Below are 20,211 nucleotides of genomic sequence, written 5' to 3'. Positions count from 1 at the left end.
ATCAGGGAGAGAACGATGAGCGATTTCAACAGGCGTAGTGTGCTTAAAGCCAGCCTGGGCGGCGCAGCTTTGCTTGCCGGCCCAGGAATCGTTCCGGTTCGCGCGGCCGAGTGGACCAATGTGCCGGAGCCGAATGCCTCCATTCGCGTGCTGCGCTGGAAGCAGTTCATCCAGGCCGAATACGACAAGTTCGCCGAGCAGGCCAAGAAGTTCTCCGAGAAGACCGGCGTCAAGGTAAAGCTCGAGGCCGAGAGCTGGGATGACATCCGGCCGAAGGCCGCCGTCGCCGCCAATGTCGGCGCCGGTCCCGACCTCATCATCGGCACGCTCGACGATCCGCACAAATTCCCGGAAAAGCTGATCGACATGACTGACGTCGCCGACTATCTCGGCGCCCAGTATGGCGGCTGGTATCCCGTTGCGGAGCGCTACGGCAAGAAGGGCAATAGCTGGATCGCCATTCCGCAGGGCGCGACCGGCGGCTGTTTGAACTACCGCATCAGCCACGTGAAGGCCGCCGGATTCGACGAATTCCCGAAGGACACCGACGGTTTCCTCAAGCTCTGCCAGGCGTTGAAGAAGAACAACACGCCGGCCGGCTTCGCGCTCGGCCATGCCACCGGCGATGCCAACGGCTGGTGCCAATGGGCGCTGTGGGCGTTCGGCGGCAAGGTCGTCAACGACAAGAACGAGGTCGTGATCGACTCGCCGGAGACCATTGCGGCGCTCGAATACGTCAAGCAGCTCTATGCGACGTTTATCCCGGGTGTGCTGTCGTGGAACGACTCGAACAACAACAAGGCGTTCCTCAACGGCGAACTCAGTCTGACCCTGAACGGCATCTCGATCTGGACGGTCGGCAAGAACTCCCCCGATCCGAAGCAGCAGGAAATCGCCAAGGACATGAACCACGCGCCGATGCCGATCGGTCCTGTCGGCGTGTCCACTGAGCAGCAGAACATCCTGGTCTACTACGGCTATAAGCACTCGAAGTATCCGAAGGCGGTGAAGGAATTCATCAAGTTCATGATGGACAAGGAGAACTACGACGCCTGGGAGGTCGCCTCCAACGGCTACGTCTCGCCGCCGCTGCCGGCCTACAACGACAATCCGGTCTGGACCTCCGATCCCAAGATCACGCCGTATCGCGACTGCCTGAAGCGTTGCCGCGACAACGGCTATGCCGGCGATCTCGGCTACGCTTCGGCCGCCGTCATGGGCGACTTCGTCGTGGTTGATATGTTCGCTGAAGCAGCGACCGGTTCGGCCACGCCGAAGGAAGCTGCGGCGCGCGCCGCCGAGCGCGCCAAGCGCTACTACCAGGTCTGATCAGCTCCAATCTGCACGGCGTCCGGTTCGCCGGACGCCGTGACTATTCGTTGAGGGGGAGTCCGACATGGCAGTTATGGCCGAGCCCGTTGCCGTGCCCGTAAGGCACAGCAGCCTGTGGTCGAGAGCTTTCGAAAGCCGAAATTTTCTCGGCGCGATGTTCATGGTGCCGGCGATCGCCATTCTCATTCTGTTTCTCGCCTATCCGCTGGCGCTGGGTCTCTGGCTCGGCATGACCGATACCAAGATCGGCGGGGTCGGGCGCTACATCGGCTTCGGGAACTTCGTCTCGCTGGCAAAGGACTCGGTGTTTTGGCTCTCGGTGTTCAACACCATCTTCTACACGGTGGCCGCCAGCATCGTGAAATTTGCCATCGGACTTTACCTGGCGCTGCTGCTCAACGAGCGGCTGCCCTTCAAGTCGATGATCAGGGCGATCGTGCTGCTGCCATTCGTGGTGCCGACGGTACTCTCGGCCATCGCGTTCTGGTGGATCTATGACAGCCAGTTCTCGATCATTTCCTGGGTGCTGATCAAGGCCGGCCTGATCTCGCATTACATCGACTTCCTCGGCGATCCCTGGAACGCGCGCTTGTCGGTGGTGGTCGCCAATATCTGGCGCGGCGTACCCTTCGTCGCGATCACGCTGCTTGCGGGCTTGCAGACCATCTCGCCCTCGCTCTACGAGGCCGCCAATCTCGACGGCGCCACCAATCTGCAGCGCTTCCGCCACATCACGCTGCCGATGCTGTCGCCGATCATTGCAGTGGTCATGACGTTCTCGGTGCTGATGACCTTCACCGACTTCCAGCTCATCTACACCATCACGCGCGGCGGGCCGATCAACGCCACGCATCTGATGGCGACGCTGTCGTTCCAGCGCGCGATCACCGGTGGCAATCTCGGCGAAGGCGCGGCGATCTCGAACGCGATGATCCCGTTCCTGGTCGCAGCGATCCTGTTGAGCTTCTTCGGGCTTCAGCGCTCCCGCTGGCAGCAGGGCGGAAGGGACTGATCATGAGCACCGCTGACGACCAAAGCGTCGGAATGGACTACCTGGAAAGTTTTCCGCGGAAGTTTCTCCGCGTGTACCTTCCGCTCGGCCTGATCATGGTCTTCCTGCTATTCCCGTTCTACTGGATGGCGGTTGCGACCTTCAAGCCCGACGCGGAAATGTACGACTACGAGAAGTACAATCCGTTCTGGATCGTGCATCCGACGCTCGAGCACATCCAGAAGCTGTTCCTCGAAACCGAATATCCGCAATGGATGTGGAACACCGTGATCGTCTCGGTGTCCTCGACCTGCATTTCACTGTTCGCCAGTGTGTGCGCGGCCTATGCGATCGAGCGACTGCGCTACAAGGGGTCGCGCTACGTTGGTCTGGCGATCTTCCTTGGTTACCTGGTGCCGCCGTCGATCCTGTTCATTCCGCTCGCCGCGACCGTGTTCCAGCTCGGCCTGTTCGACGGCAATCTGGCGCTGATCCTGACCTATCCGACTTTCCTGATCCCGTTCTGCACCTGGCTCCTGATGGGCTACTTCCGCACCATTCCCTATGAGTTGGAAGAGTGCGCGCTGATCGACGGGGCGACGCGGCTTCAAATCCTCACCAAGATCACGCTGCCGCTGTCGCTTCCGGGGGTGATCTCGGCCGGCATCTTCGCCTTCACGTTGTCGTGGAACGAGTTCATCTACGCGCTGACCTTCATTTCCTCGTCCGAGAACAAGACGATCCCGGTCGGCGCGATCACCGAGCTCGTCAACGGCGACGTCTACCATTGGGGCGCGCTGATGGCCGCAGCCCTGACTGGCTCGGTCCCCGTAGTTATCCTTTATTCCTTCTTCGTAGAGTATTATGTGTCGGCGATGACCGGCGCCGTGAAGGAGTAATTTGCGGGCCTGCCTTGAGAGCGCACCAGGAGCGGCGCGTTCCGGCCAATAAGAAGGAGTAGGCTCTTGCACATTCTGGTTCTGGGCGCCGCCGGCATGGTCGGCCGCAAATTGTGTGAAAGGCTGCTGCGCGACGGCCGGCTCGGCAAGAGCGAGATCACCAAGCTGACCATGCATGACGTGGTCGAGCCGAAGAAGCCGGAAAAGGCCGGTTTTGCCGTCGAGACCGTCTCCGGCGATTTCGCCGTGCCAGGCGCGGCCGAAAAACTGGTCGCCGGCCGCCCCGACGTGATCTTCCACCTCGCCGCGATCGTCTCCGGCGAAGCCGAGCTCGATTTCGACAAAGGTTACCGCATCAATCTCGACGGCACGCGGATGTTGCTCGATGCCGTCAGGCTTGCCGGCGGCGGCTACAAGCCGCGCGTGGTGTTCACGTCCTCGATCGCGGTATTCGGCGCGCCATTCCCGGAGGCGATCGGCGACGAGTTTTTCCATACACCGCTGCTCAGCTACGGCACCCAAAAGGCGATGGGCGAATTGCTGCTCGCCGACTATTCGCGCCGCGGCTTCCTTGACGGCATCGGCATCCGCCTGCCGACCATCTGCATCCGGCCCGGCCTGCCCAACAAAGCGGCATCGGGCTTCTTCTCCAACATCCTGCGCGAGCCGCTGGCCGGCAAGGATGTGGTGCTGCCGGTGTCCGAGGACGTCCGTCACTGGCACGCCACGCCGCGCTCCGCCGTCAGCTTCCTGCTCCACGCCGGCACCATGGACCTCGCGACGGTGGGCCCACGCCGCAACCTCACCATGCCGGGCCTGTCCGCAACGGTCGGAGAGCAGATCGCGGCGCTAAAGCGGGTTGCCGGCGACAAGGTCGCCGCCCGCATCAAGCGGGAGCCCGATCCCTTTATCATCGGTATCGTCGGCGGCTGGCCGCGCAATTTCAATGCGAAGCGGTCACTCGAGCTCGGCTTCACCACCGCCGAGAAGACGTTTGACGATATCATCCGCATTCACATCGACGACGAGCTCGGTGGCAATTTCGTCGCCTGACGTCATCGATGAACAGCGTGGATCTGGTGATGGCGAGCGTTGCTTGCATCGGTGAATGCATGGTCGAGCTCCGGCAGGCTCAAGGCGGACAGTCCGCCGGGCAGGGCGGGGGACTGTATTCGCGTGGCTTCGGCGGTGACACCCTCAACACCGCCGTCTATCTGGCGCGGCTCGAGGTCAAGGTCGACTATCTCACCGCGCTCGGCGATGATGCCTTGAGCGATGAGATGATCGCGGCCTGGACCGCGGAGGGCGTCGGGACCCGTCGGGTCGTGCGCATGCCGGGCAAGCTGCCCGGCCTCTACATGATCCAGCTAGACGCCAACGGCGAGCGCCAGTTCTTCCACTGGCGCGACAGCGCGGCAGCGCGCCAGCTGATGAGCTTGCCGGAGACGGACGAACTGCTCAACTCGCTGATGAGCTACGACATCGTTTATCTCTCTGCCATCACGCTCTCGATCTACGATGCCGCCGGGCGCGAGCGCCTGTTCGCGGCGATCAAGCGCTCGCGCCTGCTCGGCACCCGCTTCGTGTTCGACACCAACTTTCGCGCACGCGGCTGGCCCGATCGCGACGTCGCGCGCGAGGTCTTTGCCGCGGCGTTTGCGGCCGCCGACATCGTGCTGACCTCGACCGAGGACCTGCTCGCGCTCTTTCCCGGCGAAAGCCACGAGCAACTGATGGCGCGCATCCCCACGCCCGAGTTGGTGTTTCGGCTCGCCGAACCCGTGAGCGTGCTGCGCTTCCCTGGCGGAACGCGCGAGGTCCGCGCCGAACCCATGACAAAGCCCGTCGTTGACACTACGGCAGCCGGCGACAGCTTTGCCGCGGCCTATATCGCCGCCCGGCTCGCCGGTTCCGATCCCGTCGAGGCGGCCCAGGCCGGGCATCGGCTCGCGAGCCTCGTGATCTGCTATCCCGGCGCCATCATTCCAGGCTATGCCATGCCGCCGAAGAAGCGACACCGGCCGGCGTCGACTCGTCAAGCGACCAAGTAAAGAAGCGCCATCTTATGACCACGACTGCCCAACAGAACCACCTCGTCGCGCTGTTCAAGGCTGCGACCGTTATTCCCGTCCTCACCATCGAGCGTATCCAGGATGCCGTGCCGCTGGCGCGTGCGCTGGTTGCCGGCGGCGTCCGCACGCTGGAGGTGACCATGCGCACCCCGGTTGCGATCGAGGCCGCGAGGGCGATGATGGCCGAAGTCCCCGACGCGGTCGTCGGCATCGGCACGATTCTCAATCCGGCCGACTTTACCCGTGTCGAGAAGCTTGGCGTTGCGTTCGGGATCAGCCCGGGCCTGACCCCCGATCTCCTCAAGGCCGCCGCCGACAGCTCCTTGCCGTTTGCACCAGGCATTGCCACCGCCTCCGAGCTGATGATGGCGCTGGCGCACGGCCTCGATGTCGCAAAATTCTTCCCGGCCGAGCAGGCCGGCGGCATCAAGGGCCTGCGCGCGCTCGGCGGCCCGTTCCCGAACGTGCGGTTTTGCCCCACCGGCGGGGTTGGTGAGGCCAATGCGGCGACCTGGCTCGCCGAGCCCAACGTGGTCGCGGTTGGCGGTTCCTGGCTGTGCCCGACGGCGGAGATCAGGGCCGGCAACTGGGCCGGCATAACTGCCATCTGCCAGCGCACGCTGAAGGCCCTGAAAGCCGCGTGAAGTCTTGCCATCCTTGGGCTAAGACTTAGGTCAGTAAGAGACCCCTAGGGAGAATGACCATGACCGCCAGCATCGTCGGATGGGCGCATACCCCGTTCGGCAAGTTCGACACCGAAACCGTCGAAAGCCTCGTCACCCGCGTCGCCAACGAGGCGATTGCCGATGCCGGCATTTCGGCGAGCGACGTCGACGAAATCGTGCTCGGCCATTTCAACGCCGGCTTCTCGCCGCAGGATTTTACCGCCTCGCTGGTGCTCCAGGCCGACCCGAAACTGCGCTTCAAGCCGACCACCCGCGTCGAGAACGCCTGCGCCACCGGCTCTGCCGCCGTGCATCAGGGCGTGCGTGCGATCGCCGCAGGTGCCGCCAAAATCGTGCTGGTCGTCGGCGTCGAGCAGATGACGCGCACACCGAGCGCCGAGATCGGCAAGAACCTGCTGAAGGCGTCCTATCTGCCCGAGGACGGCGACACCGTCGGCGGCTTCGCCGGCGTGTTCGGCAAGATCGCCAGCTCATACTTCCAAAAATACGGCGACCAGTCCGATGCGCTGGCGCTGATCGCGGCGAAGAACCATAAGAACGGTGTCGCCAATCCCTTCGCCCAGATGCGCAAGGATTTTGGCTTCGAGTTCTGCCGCGCCGAGAGCGAGAAGAACCCTTATGTCGCCGGTCCGCTGAAGCGGACCGACTGCTCGCTCGTCTCGGACGGTGCCGCCGCGCTGATTTTGGCCGATGCCGAGACCGCCAAGGGCATGAGCAAGTCGATCGGCTTCCGCGCCACCGCGCATGCCCAGGACTTCTTGCCGATGTCCAAGCGCGACATCCTCCAGTTCGAGGGCTGCACGGTCGCCTGGCAGCGCGCGCTTGAGCAGGCGGGCGTTGCGCTCACCGATCTCTCCTTCGTCGAGACCCATGACTGCTTCACCGTCGCCGAGCTGATCGAATATGAAGCGATGGGCCTGACGCCGAAGGGGCAGGGCGCCCGCGCCATCAAGGAAGGCTGGACGCTGAAGGACGGCAAGCTGCCGGTCAATCCGTCGGGCGGTCTGAAGGCCAAGGGCCATCCGATCGGCGCCACTGGTGTTTCCATGCATGTGATGACCGCGATGCAGCTTGCGGGGCAAGCGCCCGAGGGCATGCAGATCAAGAACGCCAAGCTTGGTGGCATCTTCAATATGGGCGGTGCGGCGGTCGCCAACTACGTCTCCGTGCTGGAGCCGTTGAAGTAAGCTCTTGTAGGGTGGGCAAAGGCGCGAAAGCTTCGTGCCCACCTTCTTTCTTGCGCTAGATCATGGTGGGCACGCTTCGTTTTGCCCACCCTACGGCCCCTGACTGATTTGCGGGACCTGCATCATGAGCAACGACGACTTACTCTCTCTCGACGAACTCAACGACCGAATCGCGATCCTCGAGGACAATATCCGCCAGCTCATCGAGCAGGCCGCTGCCGCCTCAGGCGAGCAGAACGAGTCGCGGATTGCCGACCGCATCAACCAGCAGAATGAGGAGCTCGACCGCCTCCTCAAGATTCGCGATGCCCGCCAGAAGAAATAAGCGGCGTTGCCTGCGCATGCCGCCATACGTTGGCCGCCCTTGCGCACGAGGTGCCGCTGCCGTTAGCTGAACCGAAATCGCAGGCCGTACCTCGAGCCCGCGCAATCGGGAGTGAACGATGGGGCCGCTGAAGGGCATCAAGGTCATCGACATGACGACCGTGCTGATGGGGCCCTATGCCACCCAGATGCTCGGCGACTACGGCGCTGACGTGATCAAGGTGGAATCGCTCGACGGCGACGTCACCCGCCTGATCGGCCCGATGCGTCACGCCGGCATGGGCCCGGTGTTCCTCAACACCAACCGCAGCAAGCGCTCGATCTGCCTCGATCTGAAGAAGCCTTCGGGACGCGAGGCGGTGCTGCGGTTGCTGAAGGACGCCGACGTTCTCGTCTACAATGTCCGCCCGCAGGCGATGGCGCGGCTTCAGCTTGGCTATGACATCGTCTCCAAAATCAATCCGCGCCTGGTCTATGCCGGCGTGTTCGGCTTCGGCCAGGATGGGCCCTATGCCGCCAAGCCCGCCTATGACGATCTGATCCAGGGCGCGACCGCGCTGCCGGCGTTGATGGCGCAGACCGGCGACGGTGTGCCGCGCTATGTGCCGAACGCGCTGGTCGACCGCATCGTCGGCCTCACTGCCGTCGGCGCGATCTGCGCCAGCCTCGTGCATCGCGACCGCACCGGCCGCGGCCAGCGCGTCGACATCCCGATGTTCGAGACCATGGCGGGCTTCGTCATGGGCGACCACATGGGCGGTCTCACCTACGAGCCGCCGCTCGACAAGGGCGGCTATGCCCGCCACCTCTCGCGCGACCGCCGCCCTTACAAGACGTCGGACGGCTATCTCAGCGTCATCGTCTACAACGACAAGCAGTGGAATAATTTCTTCGAGGCGACCGGCCGCGGCGATCTGCGCGCCGATGCCAAATTCGCCACCTTCGCCGGCCGCGCGGCCAACATCGATGTCGTCTATGCCGAGCTCGCGCGCATTTTCGAGACGCGCACCACGGAGGAGTGGATTGATCTGCTGACCGGGGCGGACGTGCCGGTGATGCCGATGCACGACCTCCAGACCATCCTGCACGACGAGCATCTCGAAGCAACCGGCTTCTTCCCGGTCGTGAACCATCCGACCGAAGGTCCGATCCGCAGCATGAAGGTGACGGCGAGTTGGTCAGACACCGAAGCAGAGCCGGTCCGGCTGGCGCCGCGGCTCAACCAGCATGGCGCGGAGATCTTGCGCGAGATCGGCTACTCCGCTGACGAGATCGCTGCCATGGTCCGCGATGGCGTCACCCGTTCGGCGCCGGAATAGGGGAGCACAATGAGCTTCATCACCGGCGTCGGCCTCACACCATACGGCAAGCACGAAGGCTCGTCCTCGCTCGACCTCATGAGCAGGGCCGCGCAAGCCGCGCTAGATGATGCCGGGCTGAAACGCGCCGGGATCGACGGCGTCCTCTGCGGCTACTCCACCGTCTCGCCGCACATCATGCTGGCCACCGTGTTCGCCGAGCACTTTGGCATCCGCCCCTCTTACGCCCATGCCGTGCAGGTCGGCGGCGCGACCGGGCTCGCGATGACGATGCTCGCGCATCATCTCGTGGACGCCGGTGTCGTGCGCAACGTGCTCGTGGTCGCCGGCGAGAACCGTCTCACCGGACAGAGCCGCGACGCCTCGATCCAGGCGTTGGCGCAAGTCGGCCATCCCGATTACGAGGTGCCGCTGGGCCCGACCATCCCGGCCTATTACGGCCTGGTCGCCACCCGCTATATGCACGAATATGGCGTCACCGAAGAAGACCTCGCCGAATTCGCCGTGCTGATGCGTGCGTATGCCTGCACCCATCCCGGCGCGCAATTCCATGAGCCGATCACGGTCGCCGACGTCATGGCCTCGAAGCCGGTGGCGATGCCGCTCAAACTGCTCGACTGCTGCCCGGTCTCCGACGGCGGCGCGGCCTTCGTCATCAGCCGCGAGCGAACCGGGGAGGTGGGCGTGCGCATCCGCGGCTGCGCCCAGGCCCACACCCATCAGCATGTCACCGCCGCGCCCGGCTTGAGCGAGCTCGGTGCCGAGATATCGATTGCCCGCGCCAAGGAAGCCACGCGCCTTGCGATTTCAGATGTACGCTACGCGGCAATCTACGACAGCTTCACCATCACGCTCGCGATGTTGCTGGAAGATCTCGGCCTTGCCGGCCGCGGTGAGGCCGCCGCCCGCGTGCGTGCCGGACATTTCAGCCGTGACGGCGCGATGCCGCTGAATACCCATGGTGGCCTGCTCAGCTACGGCCATTGCGGCGTCGGCGGCGCGATGGCGCATCTGGTCGAGGCGCATTTGCAGATGACGGGGCGGGCGACGAATCGCCAGGTCCGCGACGCCTCGATCGCGCTGCTGCACGGCGATGGCGGCGTGCTGTCGTCCCACGTCAGCATGTTCCTGGAGAGGGTGTGATGAGTGAGCGTCTGGCCGACTGGACCAAGGGCGAAGAGGCCATCACCTACCAGACCTGCGCCGCATGCGGTCATGTGCAATATTTCCATCGTGCCTTCTGCTCGACCTGCGGTGCGAGCGATTCGCGCGAGAGCCGCGCCAGCGGCAAGGGCAGGGTCTATGCGACCTCGCTGGTCTGCCGCGCCGCCACGCCCGAGACGCGCGCGCACGTGCCCTACAACATCCTGCTGGTCGATTGCGCCGAGGGTTTTCGGATGATGGCCCATGGCGAGAACGATCTTGCCATCGGCGATGAAGTCGATGCGAGCTTCAAACCGTTCGCGGGAAAGCTGGTGCCGTTTTTCACGAGAAAGAAATAGTGGGCTTCGTCATTCGGGGGCGGTCCAAAGGACCGAGCCTGGAACGGGAATTCTGGGCCTGGCCTGTGCGAGAGCCACCCCGGAATGACGAAAACGCTTGCTAACGCAACTCTTACTAACGCCCGTAGAATAATATGCTGGCGATGACGAGCATCGCCGTTACCGCCAGCATATGCGCGAGCGCTCCCGAGGCCGCCCCCTTGGTGGCTTCCTTCATGCAGTCTCTCCCTAGACTTGGGCGTGACTCATCATTGCGCGCGCTGCACAACCGACGGTCCTGTTTTTTTACTCGGAACACCCCACTTCGAGTATCCGCTGCAATGTGTCCCCACGCAGCGAATATCGACTGTGCCAAGGTCGATCAGCAATGCGGCGGCATTTTGACTCGATGATGTTGCTCCTGCGGTCGTGCGCGAATAGAGTTTTTGGGAACTTAGCCCGGCAATGACAATAAGCATCAAAAGTCCAAGGAAAATCAGAGATCATGGCCCGCATCGACTACAGCGACCCGTCCAAGGCATCCGACCGCACCCGCGAAATCCTCGACAAGAACCGTAATGCCAACATTTTCCGGATGATGTCGCATTCGCCGAGCTATTTTGAACAGTACTGCCGTCTCGGCGGCGCCATCCGCCACAAGGGCGAGCTCGATCCGATCGTGCGTGAGCTCGCAATCACGCGCACCGGCATCCTGTGCGAGGCGCCGTACGAGATCGTCGCGCACAAGCGCATCGGCAAGAATATCGGCGTCACCGATGCGCAGAACGAGGCGCTCACGAATTGGCAGGCCGCGACCTGTTTCGACGAGACCCAGCGGGCTGCGCTCGCCTTCACCGATGAGATCGTGAAGTTGAACAAGCCGACGGACGCGACCTTCAAGACGATCGCAGCAAGGCTGACGCCGGCCGCGCTGGTCGAATTGCAGCTCTCGGTCGGCTTCTACATCATGACTTCGAAATTCCTGGAAACGTTCGAGATCGATCTCCAGCCGGTCACGGAAGTGGTGGGCTGATCCGACGGCAGCAGCGAGGGATACTCATGACGATCGATGAATATGCGGTCTGGGCCGCTGGCGTTGCCAAAGTCGATGAGCATCCGTCCAACGAGCGGCTGTCCTATCTCGGTCTCGGCCTCGCCGGTGAATCCGGCGAAGTCGCCGAGCACATCAAGAAGCTGCTGCGCGATGACTGGCTCGATCAGGCAGGTCTCGTCGATGAGCTCGGCGATGTCATCTACTACTGGGCCTGTCTGTGTGCGGCGACCGGCCAGAAGCCATCCGAATTGCTGAAGGCAAGCGCGGCCAAAATCAATCGGCGGCTGAGCGAGGCCGCGAGCCGCTGAGCCGTACGGGCGCTGCTCACGTCGACGTCAGAATATCGACCTTGGCGTTGGCGACGATCAGGCGGTCGGCCAGAAGCTGCGCCAGATTGCGCATGATGCGCTCGGAGGCCCGCGGGTGCTGCTCGCGAAAGCGCTCGAAATTCTTCAGGGGAACTTCGAACGCGGTCGCGGCCATGTCGGCGAACACGTCGGCGGAACGGGTGGTCTCGATCAGGGCCATTTCGCCGAAGGCCATGCCGGCGGTCAGCGTCGCGAGCCGCACGCCGTCGGGCAGCGTGACATGCACCGCGCCGCTGCGCAGGAAGAACACGGCATCGGCGGGCTCACCCGTGGTGAGTATCTTGGCGCCGGACTGATAGGTCCTGATGGTGCAGATCGCGCCAAGCTCCGTCAGCTCTTCCGCGCTCATGCCTTCGAGCAGCGGTTGCTCGGCAAGCTCGGTGGTTTCGTGAAAATCGATCGAGCCGCCGTAGCGGTAGACGATCTGGTCTTCGGCCCATTCGATCGCTGTGTCGAGCAGATAGAAATCGCGGACGTTCTTCAGCTCTGCTGTCCATTCCCGCAGCGTGTTCCATTCCTTCGAAGCGCGCCTGACGCCGGACAACACCACGGTGACATTCAGTGCGGCGAGTTCTTCGAAGGCTTCGGCCACGAGCCGCGCGCCGGCGCGCGTGGTGGAGGTGACACGATGCAGATCGAAGATCACGAATTGCGGCCGCGGCCGCCCGGCGAGCCGGCGCGAGACGTAGTCGACCGCCGAGAGCGACAGCGTGCCGACCAGCTCGATGACCCGCACGTCCTGCTCGTGCGCCGCCAAAATCTCGCGCTCCTGCCGCCGGCGGACGCGGCGCGACGGACTCTTGCTGATGTCGTAGTCGGCGATGATGGCGTTGCGGGCGTCGTCGCTGCGGTTGAGCATGTGCAGATCGTAATGCGAGGACAGTGCTTCGCAGACCTTGATGCCGCGCACGCTGTTGCCGTGCTTGTCAAGCTTCGGGGAATAGCTTCCGAGTCCGAGCCGGGCAGGGAGTGCCGCCAGAATGCCGCCGCCGACGCCGCTCTTGGCGGGAATGCCGATCCGGTAGATCCATTCGCCGGCATAATCGTACATGCCCGACGACGTCATCACCGACAGCGTGCGCGAGATCGCGTAGGGCGTCAGGACCTGTTCGCTCGTGACCGGATTGACGCCGCGATTGGCGAGCGTTGCCGCCATCACCGCGATGTCGCGCGCCGTGACCAGCACCGCGCATTGCCGGAAATAGACGTCGAGCACGCCAGCGACGTTGTCCGAGATCACCGCATTGGTCTTCAGGAGGTAGCCGATGGCGCGATTGCGGTCGCCGGTCTGGCTTTCCGAGGTGTAGACGGCCTCATCGACGGCGAGGTCGCGACCGGCAAAGCGGCTGAGCGCAAGGCGGATCTGCTCGAAGGCCTCATCGCCCTTGCTCTCGTGGATCAGCCCGGTACAGGCGATCGCGCCGGCATTGACCATCGGGTTGAAGGGATGGTTCTCCGCATTGAGCCGGATCGAGTTGAAGGGATCGCCCGAGGGCTCGACGCCGATCGCGCTTTCGACCCGGCCTGCGCCGAGCAGGTCCAGCGCCAGCGCGAACACGAACGGCTTTGACATTGATTGGATGGTGAAGGGCACGCGGCTGTCGCCGACTTCGTAGACATGGCCGTCCAGCGTCGCGAGGCTGATGCCGAAATAGGCAGGGTCGGCCTTGCCGAGTTCGGGGATGTAATCGGCCACCGCGCCAGAGGTCTCGGCCGAGAATTCGTTGAGGCAGGTCTCGAGAAACCGCAGCAGTGGCGGCTTCGAGCGGGTCCAGGCGGTCGGCGGTTGCGCTATCATAGCCTTCCTTGTGCAACGCAATCCGGGCCTACGCAACCCGCCGACGTATCAACCCGTCCGTCGTGACGCCCCAACGCAAGACGTTGCGTACCACCGCAATGTCATGTGTTTCAGATTGTCGCTGGCATTTGCCGCAACGTCGCGAACTCAACTCGCAACGATCGCAATCGCCTGGCCTTCCGCGACGACATCGTCGAGCTTGACGAGAAGCGATTTGATCGTGCCAGCCGCAGGCGAGGGCACCGGTATCTCCATCTTCATGGCTTCGACGATCACAACGTCCTCGCCATCGGCCACGGTTCCTCCAACTTGCACGGGAGTTGCGCAGATGCGGCCCGCGACCTCCGTGACGATCTTAATTTCTGGCATGCATCGCCTTTTTGTTGTCGTCGCAAAATGCCTGAGGTAGCGTCGTCTGCAAGTGGAATTTAATTCCGCACAGCGGAACAACTGGTAGGGAACATGGGACGACGTTCGGAGCGGTTGAGTAAGCAAGGTGCACTCGCTGGCGACGCCGGTGAGGGTGATGTCATCCAGGTGGTGTCGCGCGCGTTCGACGTGTTGCGATGCTTCGAGGGCCATGAGGCCCGGCTCGGCAATCTCGAGATTTCAAATCGCTGCGGCCTGCCGCGCTCGACGGTGTCGCGGCTCACGCATACGCTGACGCGGATGGGACAGCTCGTCTATCTGCCGCGCGATCAAAAGTATCGGATCGGTCCGAGTGCGGTGGCGATGAGCGCTTCGATGATGAAGGGCGCGCAGCTGCGCAGCATGATCCGGCAGCGGCTTCAGGAAGTCGCCGAGCAATTGCCCGGTACTGTTGGCTTTGTCGTGCCCGATCGATTCCATCTCGTCTATCTCCAGTTCGCACGCTCCGCCTCTGCGCTCGGCCTGCACGAGGGCACCGGCAGCCGCATCTCGATGGCGTCGACTGCTGCGGGCGCGGCCTACACCGCAGCGCTTTCGCCGGAAGTCGGCGATGCCTTCATCGCCGAGATCGAGAAGGAAGCCCCCGAGGCCGCCAAGATCTTGAAACCTCGGATCGAAGCCAACCGGCAGTCGCTGCGCGAGCACGGCTATGTCGTGGCCTGCGGCCTGTGGAGCCCGCACATCAACGGTCTCGCGGTGCCGATCTGGTCGCCGCAATACCAGACCTTCGTGGTCATCACGATCGGGCTTCTCTCGGCGATGTATGACGAGCAGCGTCTGCATGCGGAAGTCGCTCCGCTGATGGTCGGGCTCGGCCGCTCGCTGGCCAGCCTGCTCGAGGGCGCGGAAGGCGATGTCTTCAACAACCGCATCTCGCGCAAACCAGTCGCAATGGCCGTGCATAACAATAACAAGCCGATCAATTCGGAGGGAGTGAATGAACTGGAAGCCGGAACTCGACGAGCTCGCCCGGCGCGAAGCCTTCGCGCGGGAGATGGGCGGCGTTGACAAGGTCAAGCGACAGCATGACCATGGCCGGCTGACTGTTCGGGAGCGCATCGACAAGCTGACTGACAAGGACAGCTTTCACGAAATCGGTGCCGTCTCCGGCATCGGCGAGTACGATCCATCGGGTGAACTCAAAAACGTGACGCCGGCGAACTGCGTGTTCGGCCGCGCGCGCGTTGACGGCCGCACAGTCGTCGTCGTCGGTGATGATTTCACGGTGCGCGGCGGCTCGGCGGACGCGTCGATCTCGGCAAAACCGTTGATGGCCGAGGAGATGGCGCATGACTTTCGTCTGCCCATCGTCCGCATCATCGAAGGCTCCGGCGGCGGCGGCTCGGTCAAGACCATCGAGACCAAGGGCGCGGCGAACTTGCCGGGCGGCATCGGCGGCACCCGCTGGTATCGCTTCACGACCGAGAATTTGTCACGCGTGCCCGTGGTTGCGCTCGGCCTTGGCTCGGTCGCAGGCCTTGGCGCCGCGCGTCTTGCCGCCAGCCACTATTCGATCATGACCAAAAAATCCGCGATGTTCGTCGCGGGCCCGCCGGTGGTGAAGGCGCTGGGGCAGAACCTCTCGAAGGAAGAACTCGGCGGTGCAGACGTCCAGACCCGCGCCGGCGCGGTCGATCACGCCGTCGACACCGAGGAGGAGGCATTCGCGTGCGTGCGGCGCTTCCTGTCCTATCTGCCGTCATCGGTCTATGAGCTGCCGCCGACCTTGCCCTGCGCCGACAATCCGGAGCGCACCGAAGAGGCGCTGATGAACGCGGTGCCGCGCAACCGCAAGCAAGTCTACAAGATGCGCCCCATTATCGAGTCCGTCGTCGACAAGGGCTCGTTCTTCGAGGTCGCCAGCAATTTCGGCAAGCCGATCATCGTTGGCCTGGCGCGGCTCGAGGGCCGGGCGGTGATGGTGCTCGCCAGCGACAGCTTTCACTATGGCGGTTCCTGGACGGCAGATGCCTGCCAGAAGGTGGTGCGCTGGGTCGACTTCGCCGAAACCTTTCATCTACCGATCGTCTATCTCATGGACTGTCCCGGCTTCATGATCGGCCTCGACGCCGAGAAGGCGGCGACCATCCGCCACGGCGTCCGCGCCATGACCGCGGTCAACCAGACCACGGTGCCGTGGTGCACGGTGATCCTGCGCAACGCCTTTGGCGTCGCCGGCGTCGTGCATCAGCCGGCCGACCGCTTCTCGATCCGCTACGCCTGGCCGTCGGCCTATTGGGGCTCGCTGCCGCTCGAAGGCGGCATCGAAGCCGCCTACCGCGCCGACATCGATGCGGCCGAGGACAAGGCGGCGAAGCTGAAGGAGATCGAGGACCGGCTGAACAAGCTCCGCTCGCCGTTCCGCTCGGCCGAAAAATTCTGGGTCGAGGAGATTATCGATCCCAGCAAGACGCGGTCGTTGCTGTGCGAGTTTGCACGGCTGGCCGAGCCTTTGCGCAAGCCGGGGCCGCCGGAGAATATGACGATCAGGCCGTAAGGTTTGGCGCAATCGCGCTGCGACGCGAGCACCTCCACTGATGGGCATGCCACTGCCGCCGGCTTCAGCGGCGGCAGTGATGTGAGTATTGACGATTAACGCTTGGGTAGCGACGCCATCACCTCGCCCGCGTCTCCGTCTTCGAGGCAAGGCGTGACGGTCAACGGGAGCAGGTCGGCCCATTGCGCGAGCCAACGATACATGGCTTTGGGGTCACTCGATTCAGAGATCGCAAATCCCTGTCCGTTCATGCCATGCCAGCGCCCCAACATCTTGACGCCGTCGGGTGGTGCGCCGCCGGTTTCCAGAAACCGGGCGACGGCTGCATTGAAGGTGCCTTGGGGTACATTCCAGGTGGTTATGAATTTCATGCGATTCTCCCATAACTGGAATTATTGGATGAATGCTGCGGCTGTGCCGCTTGCGCACGATAGCGCGTGCGCATCGAATAACAACGGCGAATGAACGGGGGCGTTAGTTTGATCCAGGGCACCGTTCTCGGACACGGTCGCGACCTTCTGCGTCTGGCGCAAAGCGAACCTGGCTGCATGTCGCAAAGCGTTGGAAGCCCCAAAGGCAGGCGTTCGTACTCTGCGAGCTAATCATTTCGATCGCAACGTGAAGCTTATGAAAACTGAAGAGAGCGGCGCACAAATGCAGCCAGTTTCGGCCGCTCTTTAGGCCCATTTTGGCCAAACTGATATTGGTTTCTCCTTGCCCGGGGCAGGCCTTCAATTTCGGAGTCCTGCAATGTTCAAGCAAGTTCTTTCTGCGTGTTTATTCTTTGCCGTCAGCTCTATCGCCTCGGAAGCACGACCGTATCACCTTCAACAAGCTTCCGAATGCAATGTGACCATGCCCTGCGATTTCTCGTATTCGCAAACGCGCCGCGAGCGAGTTTCCAGGACCTCACTACAAGCGTACCGTTCAATGCGACTGACAGTGACCGACGCCGGCGGCACCGCCGCCGCGGTGGATGTCTCTGGCGCTCGCATTGTCGGCGGCAGGCCGGCCGGTTGCCCATCGTCCTTCTGCGGCTGCGGCGCGGCCCTGCGCGTGTTTGGGCGTATCGTGCCGGAATTGAATCTCGCGGCCAACTGGCTGCGCTTTCCGCGGACATCGCCGGCGCCGGGAATGGTTGCGGCGCGACGTGGCCACGTCTTCGTCCTGGAGCAGCACGTCGGCGGAGACACCTGGATGGCGTATGACGCCAATTCGGGCGGACACGCCACAAGAATTCACGCGCGTTCATTGCGGGGTTATACGGTCGTCAACCCGCGCGGTACGGCGACCTGAAGAGAAAGCCGACGTCAGTGTCGATGCGTGACGCGTTCGCCGCCGCCTGAACATGCCTGCGGCGGCGGCGAGCCATCAAATGGTTCGAGACGCCCGCTTTGGCGGGCGCCTCACCATGAAGGTTTGACATTGCCGCAAGACGCGACCCCATCCTGAGGGCCCGCGTCTCGAAGGATGGGCTACGGGCGAGCTTTCCGCGACGCATGCCTTCATGTGCGATAGCGCTCCCCGGATACCCCCGTCCCTTCAAAATCAACCAATCCGTTTAAGCGGCGTTAACGATGCGTTCTCAATATGACACATCTCATTCCGTGGCAGTCCGTGTTTATGGAGTGCCCGTAAGTGATGCTTAAGAAGCTCATATCCATATTTCCGCCCGTGACGAGCCAGTGGCCGGCGGTGGGAATCTGACGATCCTGCTCCGGTGGAAAATTCCAGGGAACGGTTTTGGCCGCGCCGACGGCAAACAGGATAACGGTCATGCTCCGCCGCGCAGTGCTTCGTTTTGCGGAAAATCGGAAGGCGAACGTCGCGATCATCTTCGCGCTCATGATGGTTCCGACCATCTTTCTGCTGGGCATGGCGCTCGACTACACGCTGGCCCTGCGCAAGAAGGGGCAGTTGGACGCGGCCGCGGACGCAGCGGCAGTCGCGGCCGTGCGGCCGGCGATGCTGACGCAGACCGACGACAATGTCGTCAAGGCAACCGCGACAGCCGTCTTTGCAGCGAAGGCGAATATTGCGGGCCTCCAATCGGTTCCGACACCGACGGTCGCTGTCGTCGATTCCGGTCTCCAGCGGACCATCACGGTTTCGTATTCCGCGCAGTCCATCAATAATTTTCCGGGCGTTCTCGGCCAGCAGACCTGGCAGATCAACGGTACGTCGACGGCGCGGGCTTCCAGTGCGCCCAACATGAACTTCTATCTGCTGCTGGACGATTCTCCGTCGATGGCGCTTGCTGCAACGCAGACCGACATCACCAACATGATTGCCGCCACAAAAAATCAGCCCGCGTACGCAGCGAACTGTTCATTCGCCTGCCATGAGAAGAATCCCAACAACAAGGCTGCAAGCTCCTCAAACAAGGACAATCTGACCGTCGCGATCGCAAACAACATCACGCTGCGCATCGATCTCGTGACCAATGCCGTCAAGCAGTTGCTCGTCGGCCCTTGGACATGCCCGCAGTCGGGCGTTTCGGGCGGCGTCATGCAGTGCATGTCGGCGCTCAACAACACCACCTACAACGCGGCGATCTACACCTTCGACTACGGCCTCAATACGATCCAGACGCTGACCACCCCGACCACCGCCGGCACGAAGATCCCCAACATTCAGCTCCTGACAGTCGACCACCAGAACTGCCCCATTGTCGACAGCAAGGGCGCCTGCGTCTACACCACCGATTACGGCACGGATATTTCGGGCGGGCTGTCGGGCGTCAACAGCGTGATGCCGGCACCGGGCACCGGCACCAATCAGCAGGGCGATACACCCCAAGAGGTGGTCTTCCTCATCACCGACGGCGTCGACGACAAGCTGATCCCGAAGACGGGAGGCAGCTGTGACACCAATGCCACCTATCCGCTCCCGACGGCCAACGGCTCGACCGTGCGCTGTCAGCAACCGCTCGACACGACGGCCTGCACGACAATCAAGAACCGCGGCATTCGCATCGCGATCCTCTACACCGAATATCTCCAATTGTCGGATAGCTGGTACCAGAGCCGCATCTCACAATTCAACAATCCGTCGTCCTCCACCGGCACGATCGCACAACGGCTGCAATCCTGCGCATCGCCCGGCCTGTTTGCGGACGTCCAGAACGGCGGCGACATTTCCGCAGCGCTGACGAACCTCTTCATCAAGGTTGCGTCAAGCACAGCCAGCCTTATGCAGTAGGACAGCCGCATGACCGGATCGGGAGCAGCATCAAGGAAGAGACGCCGCAATCGCTGCGCCGCTTTCGCGGGGGACAACAAGGGCGCCACGGCGGTCGAGTTCGCGCTGGTTGCCGCGCCGTTCCTCGCTCTCATCATCGCGCTCATTCAGACGTTCCTCGTCTTCTTTGCCCAGGAGCTGCTCGAATCCGTGGTGCATCAATCCGCGCGCCTCGTCATGACGGGGCAAGTCCAGTCTGCGCAGATGACGCAGGCCGCATTCAAGCAGAAGGTCTGCGATCAGATCGTGATCTTCTTCAATTGCACGGGTATCATGGTCGACGTGCAGGTTGCCAACACCTGGACGACGGCGGACACGAGCATGCCCCCCCTGACGTTCGACAGCACGGGGGCGGTCAACAATGTCTGGCAGTTCAATCCCGGGACTGCCGGCGATATCGTTGTCCTCCGCGTGACCTACATATGGCCCGTCGTCCTCGGGCCGCTCGGTTTCAATCTCTCGAATATATCGAACGGCAACCGGCAGATCATGGCGTCGGCCGCTTTCCAGAATGAACCGTCATCCTAAGAGGAG

The 20,211-nt window shown here is 62.9% G+C and carries 21 protein-coding genes; 18 read left to right on the top strand and 3 right to left on the bottom strand.

Annotation, left to right across the window (positions count from 1 at the left end):
* Positions 1-15: 15 nt before the first annotated feature.
* From ACPPVR_RS26235 to ACPPVR_RS26175, 13 genes are all read left to right on the top strand, one after another.
* Complete coding sequence (locus tag ACPPVR_RS26235; RefSeq protein WP_426609458.1) at positions 16-1,329, top strand: ABC transporter substrate-binding protein; 1,314 nt, start codon at positions 16-18, stop codon at positions 1,327-1,329.
* A 67-nt stretch (positions 1,330-1,396) separates the two neighbouring features.
* Positions 1,397-2,344 carry a carbohydrate ABC transporter permease gene (locus ACPPVR_RS26230; protein ID WP_426609457.1) on the top strand — a complete coding sequence of 316 codons (948 nt, stop codon included), beginning with the start codon at positions 1,397-1,399 and terminating at the stop codon, positions 2,342-2,344.
* A gap of 2 nt (positions 2,345-2,346) precedes the next feature.
* Entirely contained in the window at positions 2,347-3,222 is an 876-nt protein-coding gene (locus tag ACPPVR_RS26225; RefSeq protein WP_426609456.1) for a carbohydrate ABC transporter permease, read from the top strand.
* A 66-nt stretch (positions 3,223-3,288) separates the two neighbouring features.
* A complete protein-coding gene (gene denD, locus ACPPVR_RS26220; RefSeq protein ID WP_426609455.1) occupies positions 3,289-4,275 on the top strand; it encodes a D-erythronate dehydrogenase in 987 nt (328 codons plus the stop codon).
* 29 nt (positions 4,276-4,304) lie between these two features.
* Positions 4,305-5,273, top strand: a complete 969-nt coding sequence (locus ACPPVR_RS26215; RefSeq protein WP_426616186.1) for a sugar kinase — start codon at positions 4,305-4,307, stop codon at positions 5,271-5,273.
* Between the two features lie 14 nt (positions 5,274-5,287).
* On the top strand, positions 5,288-5,938 hold the full coding sequence (eda, locus tag ACPPVR_RS26210; protein ID WP_426609454.1) for a bifunctional 4-hydroxy-2-oxoglutarate aldolase/2-dehydro-3-deoxy-phosphogluconate aldolase: 651 nt from the start codon (positions 5,288-5,290) through the stop codon (positions 5,936-5,938).
* A 59-nt stretch (positions 5,939-5,997) separates the two neighbouring features.
* Positions 5,998-7,167, top strand: a complete 1,170-nt coding sequence (locus ACPPVR_RS26205) for an acetyl-CoA acetyltransferase (protein ID WP_426609453.1) — start codon at positions 5,998-6,000, stop codon at positions 7,165-7,167.
* A 124-nt stretch (positions 7,168-7,291) separates the two neighbouring features.
* Entirely contained in the window at positions 7,292-7,492 is a 201-nt protein-coding gene (locus ACPPVR_RS26200) for a hypothetical protein (RefSeq protein WP_426609452.1), read from the top strand.
* A gap of 118 nt (positions 7,493-7,610) precedes the next feature.
* On the top strand, positions 7,611-8,810 hold the full coding sequence (locus tag ACPPVR_RS26195; protein ID WP_426609451.1) for a CaiB/BaiF CoA transferase family protein: 1,200 nt from the start codon (positions 7,611-7,613) through the stop codon (positions 8,808-8,810).
* Positions 8,811-8,819: 9 nt separating this feature from the next.
* Positions 8,820-9,953, top strand: coding sequence for a thiolase family protein (locus ACPPVR_RS26190; protein ID WP_426609450.1), 1,134 nt, complete (start codon positions 8,820-8,822; stop codon positions 9,951-9,953).
* Positions 9,953-10,312, top strand: coding sequence for a Zn-ribbon domain-containing OB-fold protein (locus tag ACPPVR_RS26185; protein WP_426609449.1), 360 nt, complete (start codon positions 9,953-9,955; stop codon positions 10,310-10,312). The genes ACPPVR_RS26190 and ACPPVR_RS26185 overlap by 1 nt, the downstream gene beginning before the upstream one ends.
* 484 nt (positions 10,313-10,796) lie before the next feature.
* Entirely contained in the window at positions 10,797-11,324 is a 528-nt protein-coding gene (locus tag ACPPVR_RS26180) for a carboxymuconolactone decarboxylase family protein (protein ID WP_426609448.1), read from the top strand.
* 26 nt (positions 11,325-11,350) lie between these two features.
* Positions 11,351-11,653 carry a nucleoside triphosphate pyrophosphohydrolase family protein gene (locus tag ACPPVR_RS26175; protein ID WP_426609447.1) on the top strand — a complete coding sequence of 101 codons (303 nt, stop codon included), beginning with the start codon at positions 11,351-11,353 and terminating at the stop codon, positions 11,651-11,653.
* A gap of 16 nt (positions 11,654-11,669) precedes the next feature.
* Here the strand turns inward: ACPPVR_RS26175 and glsA are convergent, their stop codons facing one another.
* A complete protein-coding gene (gene glsA, locus ACPPVR_RS26170) occupies positions 11,670-13,511 on the bottom strand; it encodes a glutaminase A (RefSeq protein WP_426609446.1) in 1,842 nt (613 codons plus the stop codon).
* A gap of 147 nt (positions 13,512-13,658) precedes the next feature.
* Entirely contained in the window at positions 13,659-13,880 is a 222-nt protein-coding gene (locus ACPPVR_RS26165; protein WP_426609445.1) for an acetyl-CoA carboxylase biotin carboxyl carrier protein subunit, read from the bottom strand.
* Between the two features lie 93 nt (positions 13,881-13,973).
* On the opposite strand from ACPPVR_RS26165, the gene ACPPVR_RS26160 reads away from it, so the two are divergent.
* Positions 13,974-14,948 (top strand): IclR family transcriptional regulator, encoded by a 975-nt coding sequence (locus ACPPVR_RS26160; protein ID WP_426609444.1) that lies wholly within the window; start codon positions 13,974-13,976, stop codon positions 14,946-14,948.
* Positions 14,878-16,437, top strand: a complete 1,560-nt coding sequence (locus ACPPVR_RS26155) for an acyl-CoA carboxylase subunit beta (protein WP_426609443.1) — start codon at positions 14,878-14,880, stop codon at positions 16,435-16,437. The genes ACPPVR_RS26160 and ACPPVR_RS26155 overlap by 71 nt, the downstream gene beginning before the upstream one ends.
* A 95-nt stretch (positions 16,438-16,532) precedes the next feature.
* Here the strand turns inward: ACPPVR_RS26155 and ACPPVR_RS26150 are convergent, their stop codons facing one another.
* Positions 16,533-16,808 (bottom strand): DUF3303 domain-containing protein, encoded by a 276-nt coding sequence (locus ACPPVR_RS26150; RefSeq protein WP_426609442.1) that lies wholly within the window; start codon positions 16,806-16,808, stop codon positions 16,533-16,535.
* Positions 16,809-17,187: 379 nt separating this feature from the next.
* On the opposite strand from ACPPVR_RS26150, the gene ACPPVR_RS26145 reads away from it, so the two are divergent.
* The 3 genes from ACPPVR_RS26145 (at position 17,188) to ACPPVR_RS26135 (ending at position 20,205) form a co-directional block, all read left to right on the top strand.
* Positions 17,188-17,733 carry a hypothetical protein gene (locus ACPPVR_RS26145; RefSeq protein ID WP_426609441.1) on the top strand — a complete coding sequence of 182 codons (546 nt, stop codon included), beginning with the start codon at positions 17,188-17,190 and terminating at the stop codon, positions 17,731-17,733.
* 480 nt (positions 17,734-18,213) lie between these two features.
* A complete protein-coding gene (locus ACPPVR_RS26140) occupies positions 18,214-19,638 on the top strand; it encodes a TadE/TadG family type IV pilus assembly protein (protein ID WP_426609440.1) in 1,425 nt (474 codons plus the stop codon).
* Positions 19,639-19,647: 9 nt separating this feature from the next.
* Positions 19,648-20,205: a TadE/TadG family type IV pilus assembly protein gene (locus ACPPVR_RS26135; RefSeq protein ID WP_426609439.1), complete on the top strand. Its 558-nt coding sequence runs from the start codon at positions 19,648-19,650 to the stop codon at positions 20,203-20,205.
* The last annotated feature ends 6 nt before the right edge of the window (positions 20,206-20,211 follow it).

Source organism: Bradyrhizobium sp. McL0616 (assembly GCF_049993385.1).
Classification (GTDB): domain Bacteria; phylum Pseudomonadota; class Alphaproteobacteria; order Rhizobiales; family Xanthobacteraceae; genus Bradyrhizobium.
This window is presented reverse-complemented; position numbering and strand designations above follow the sequence as displayed.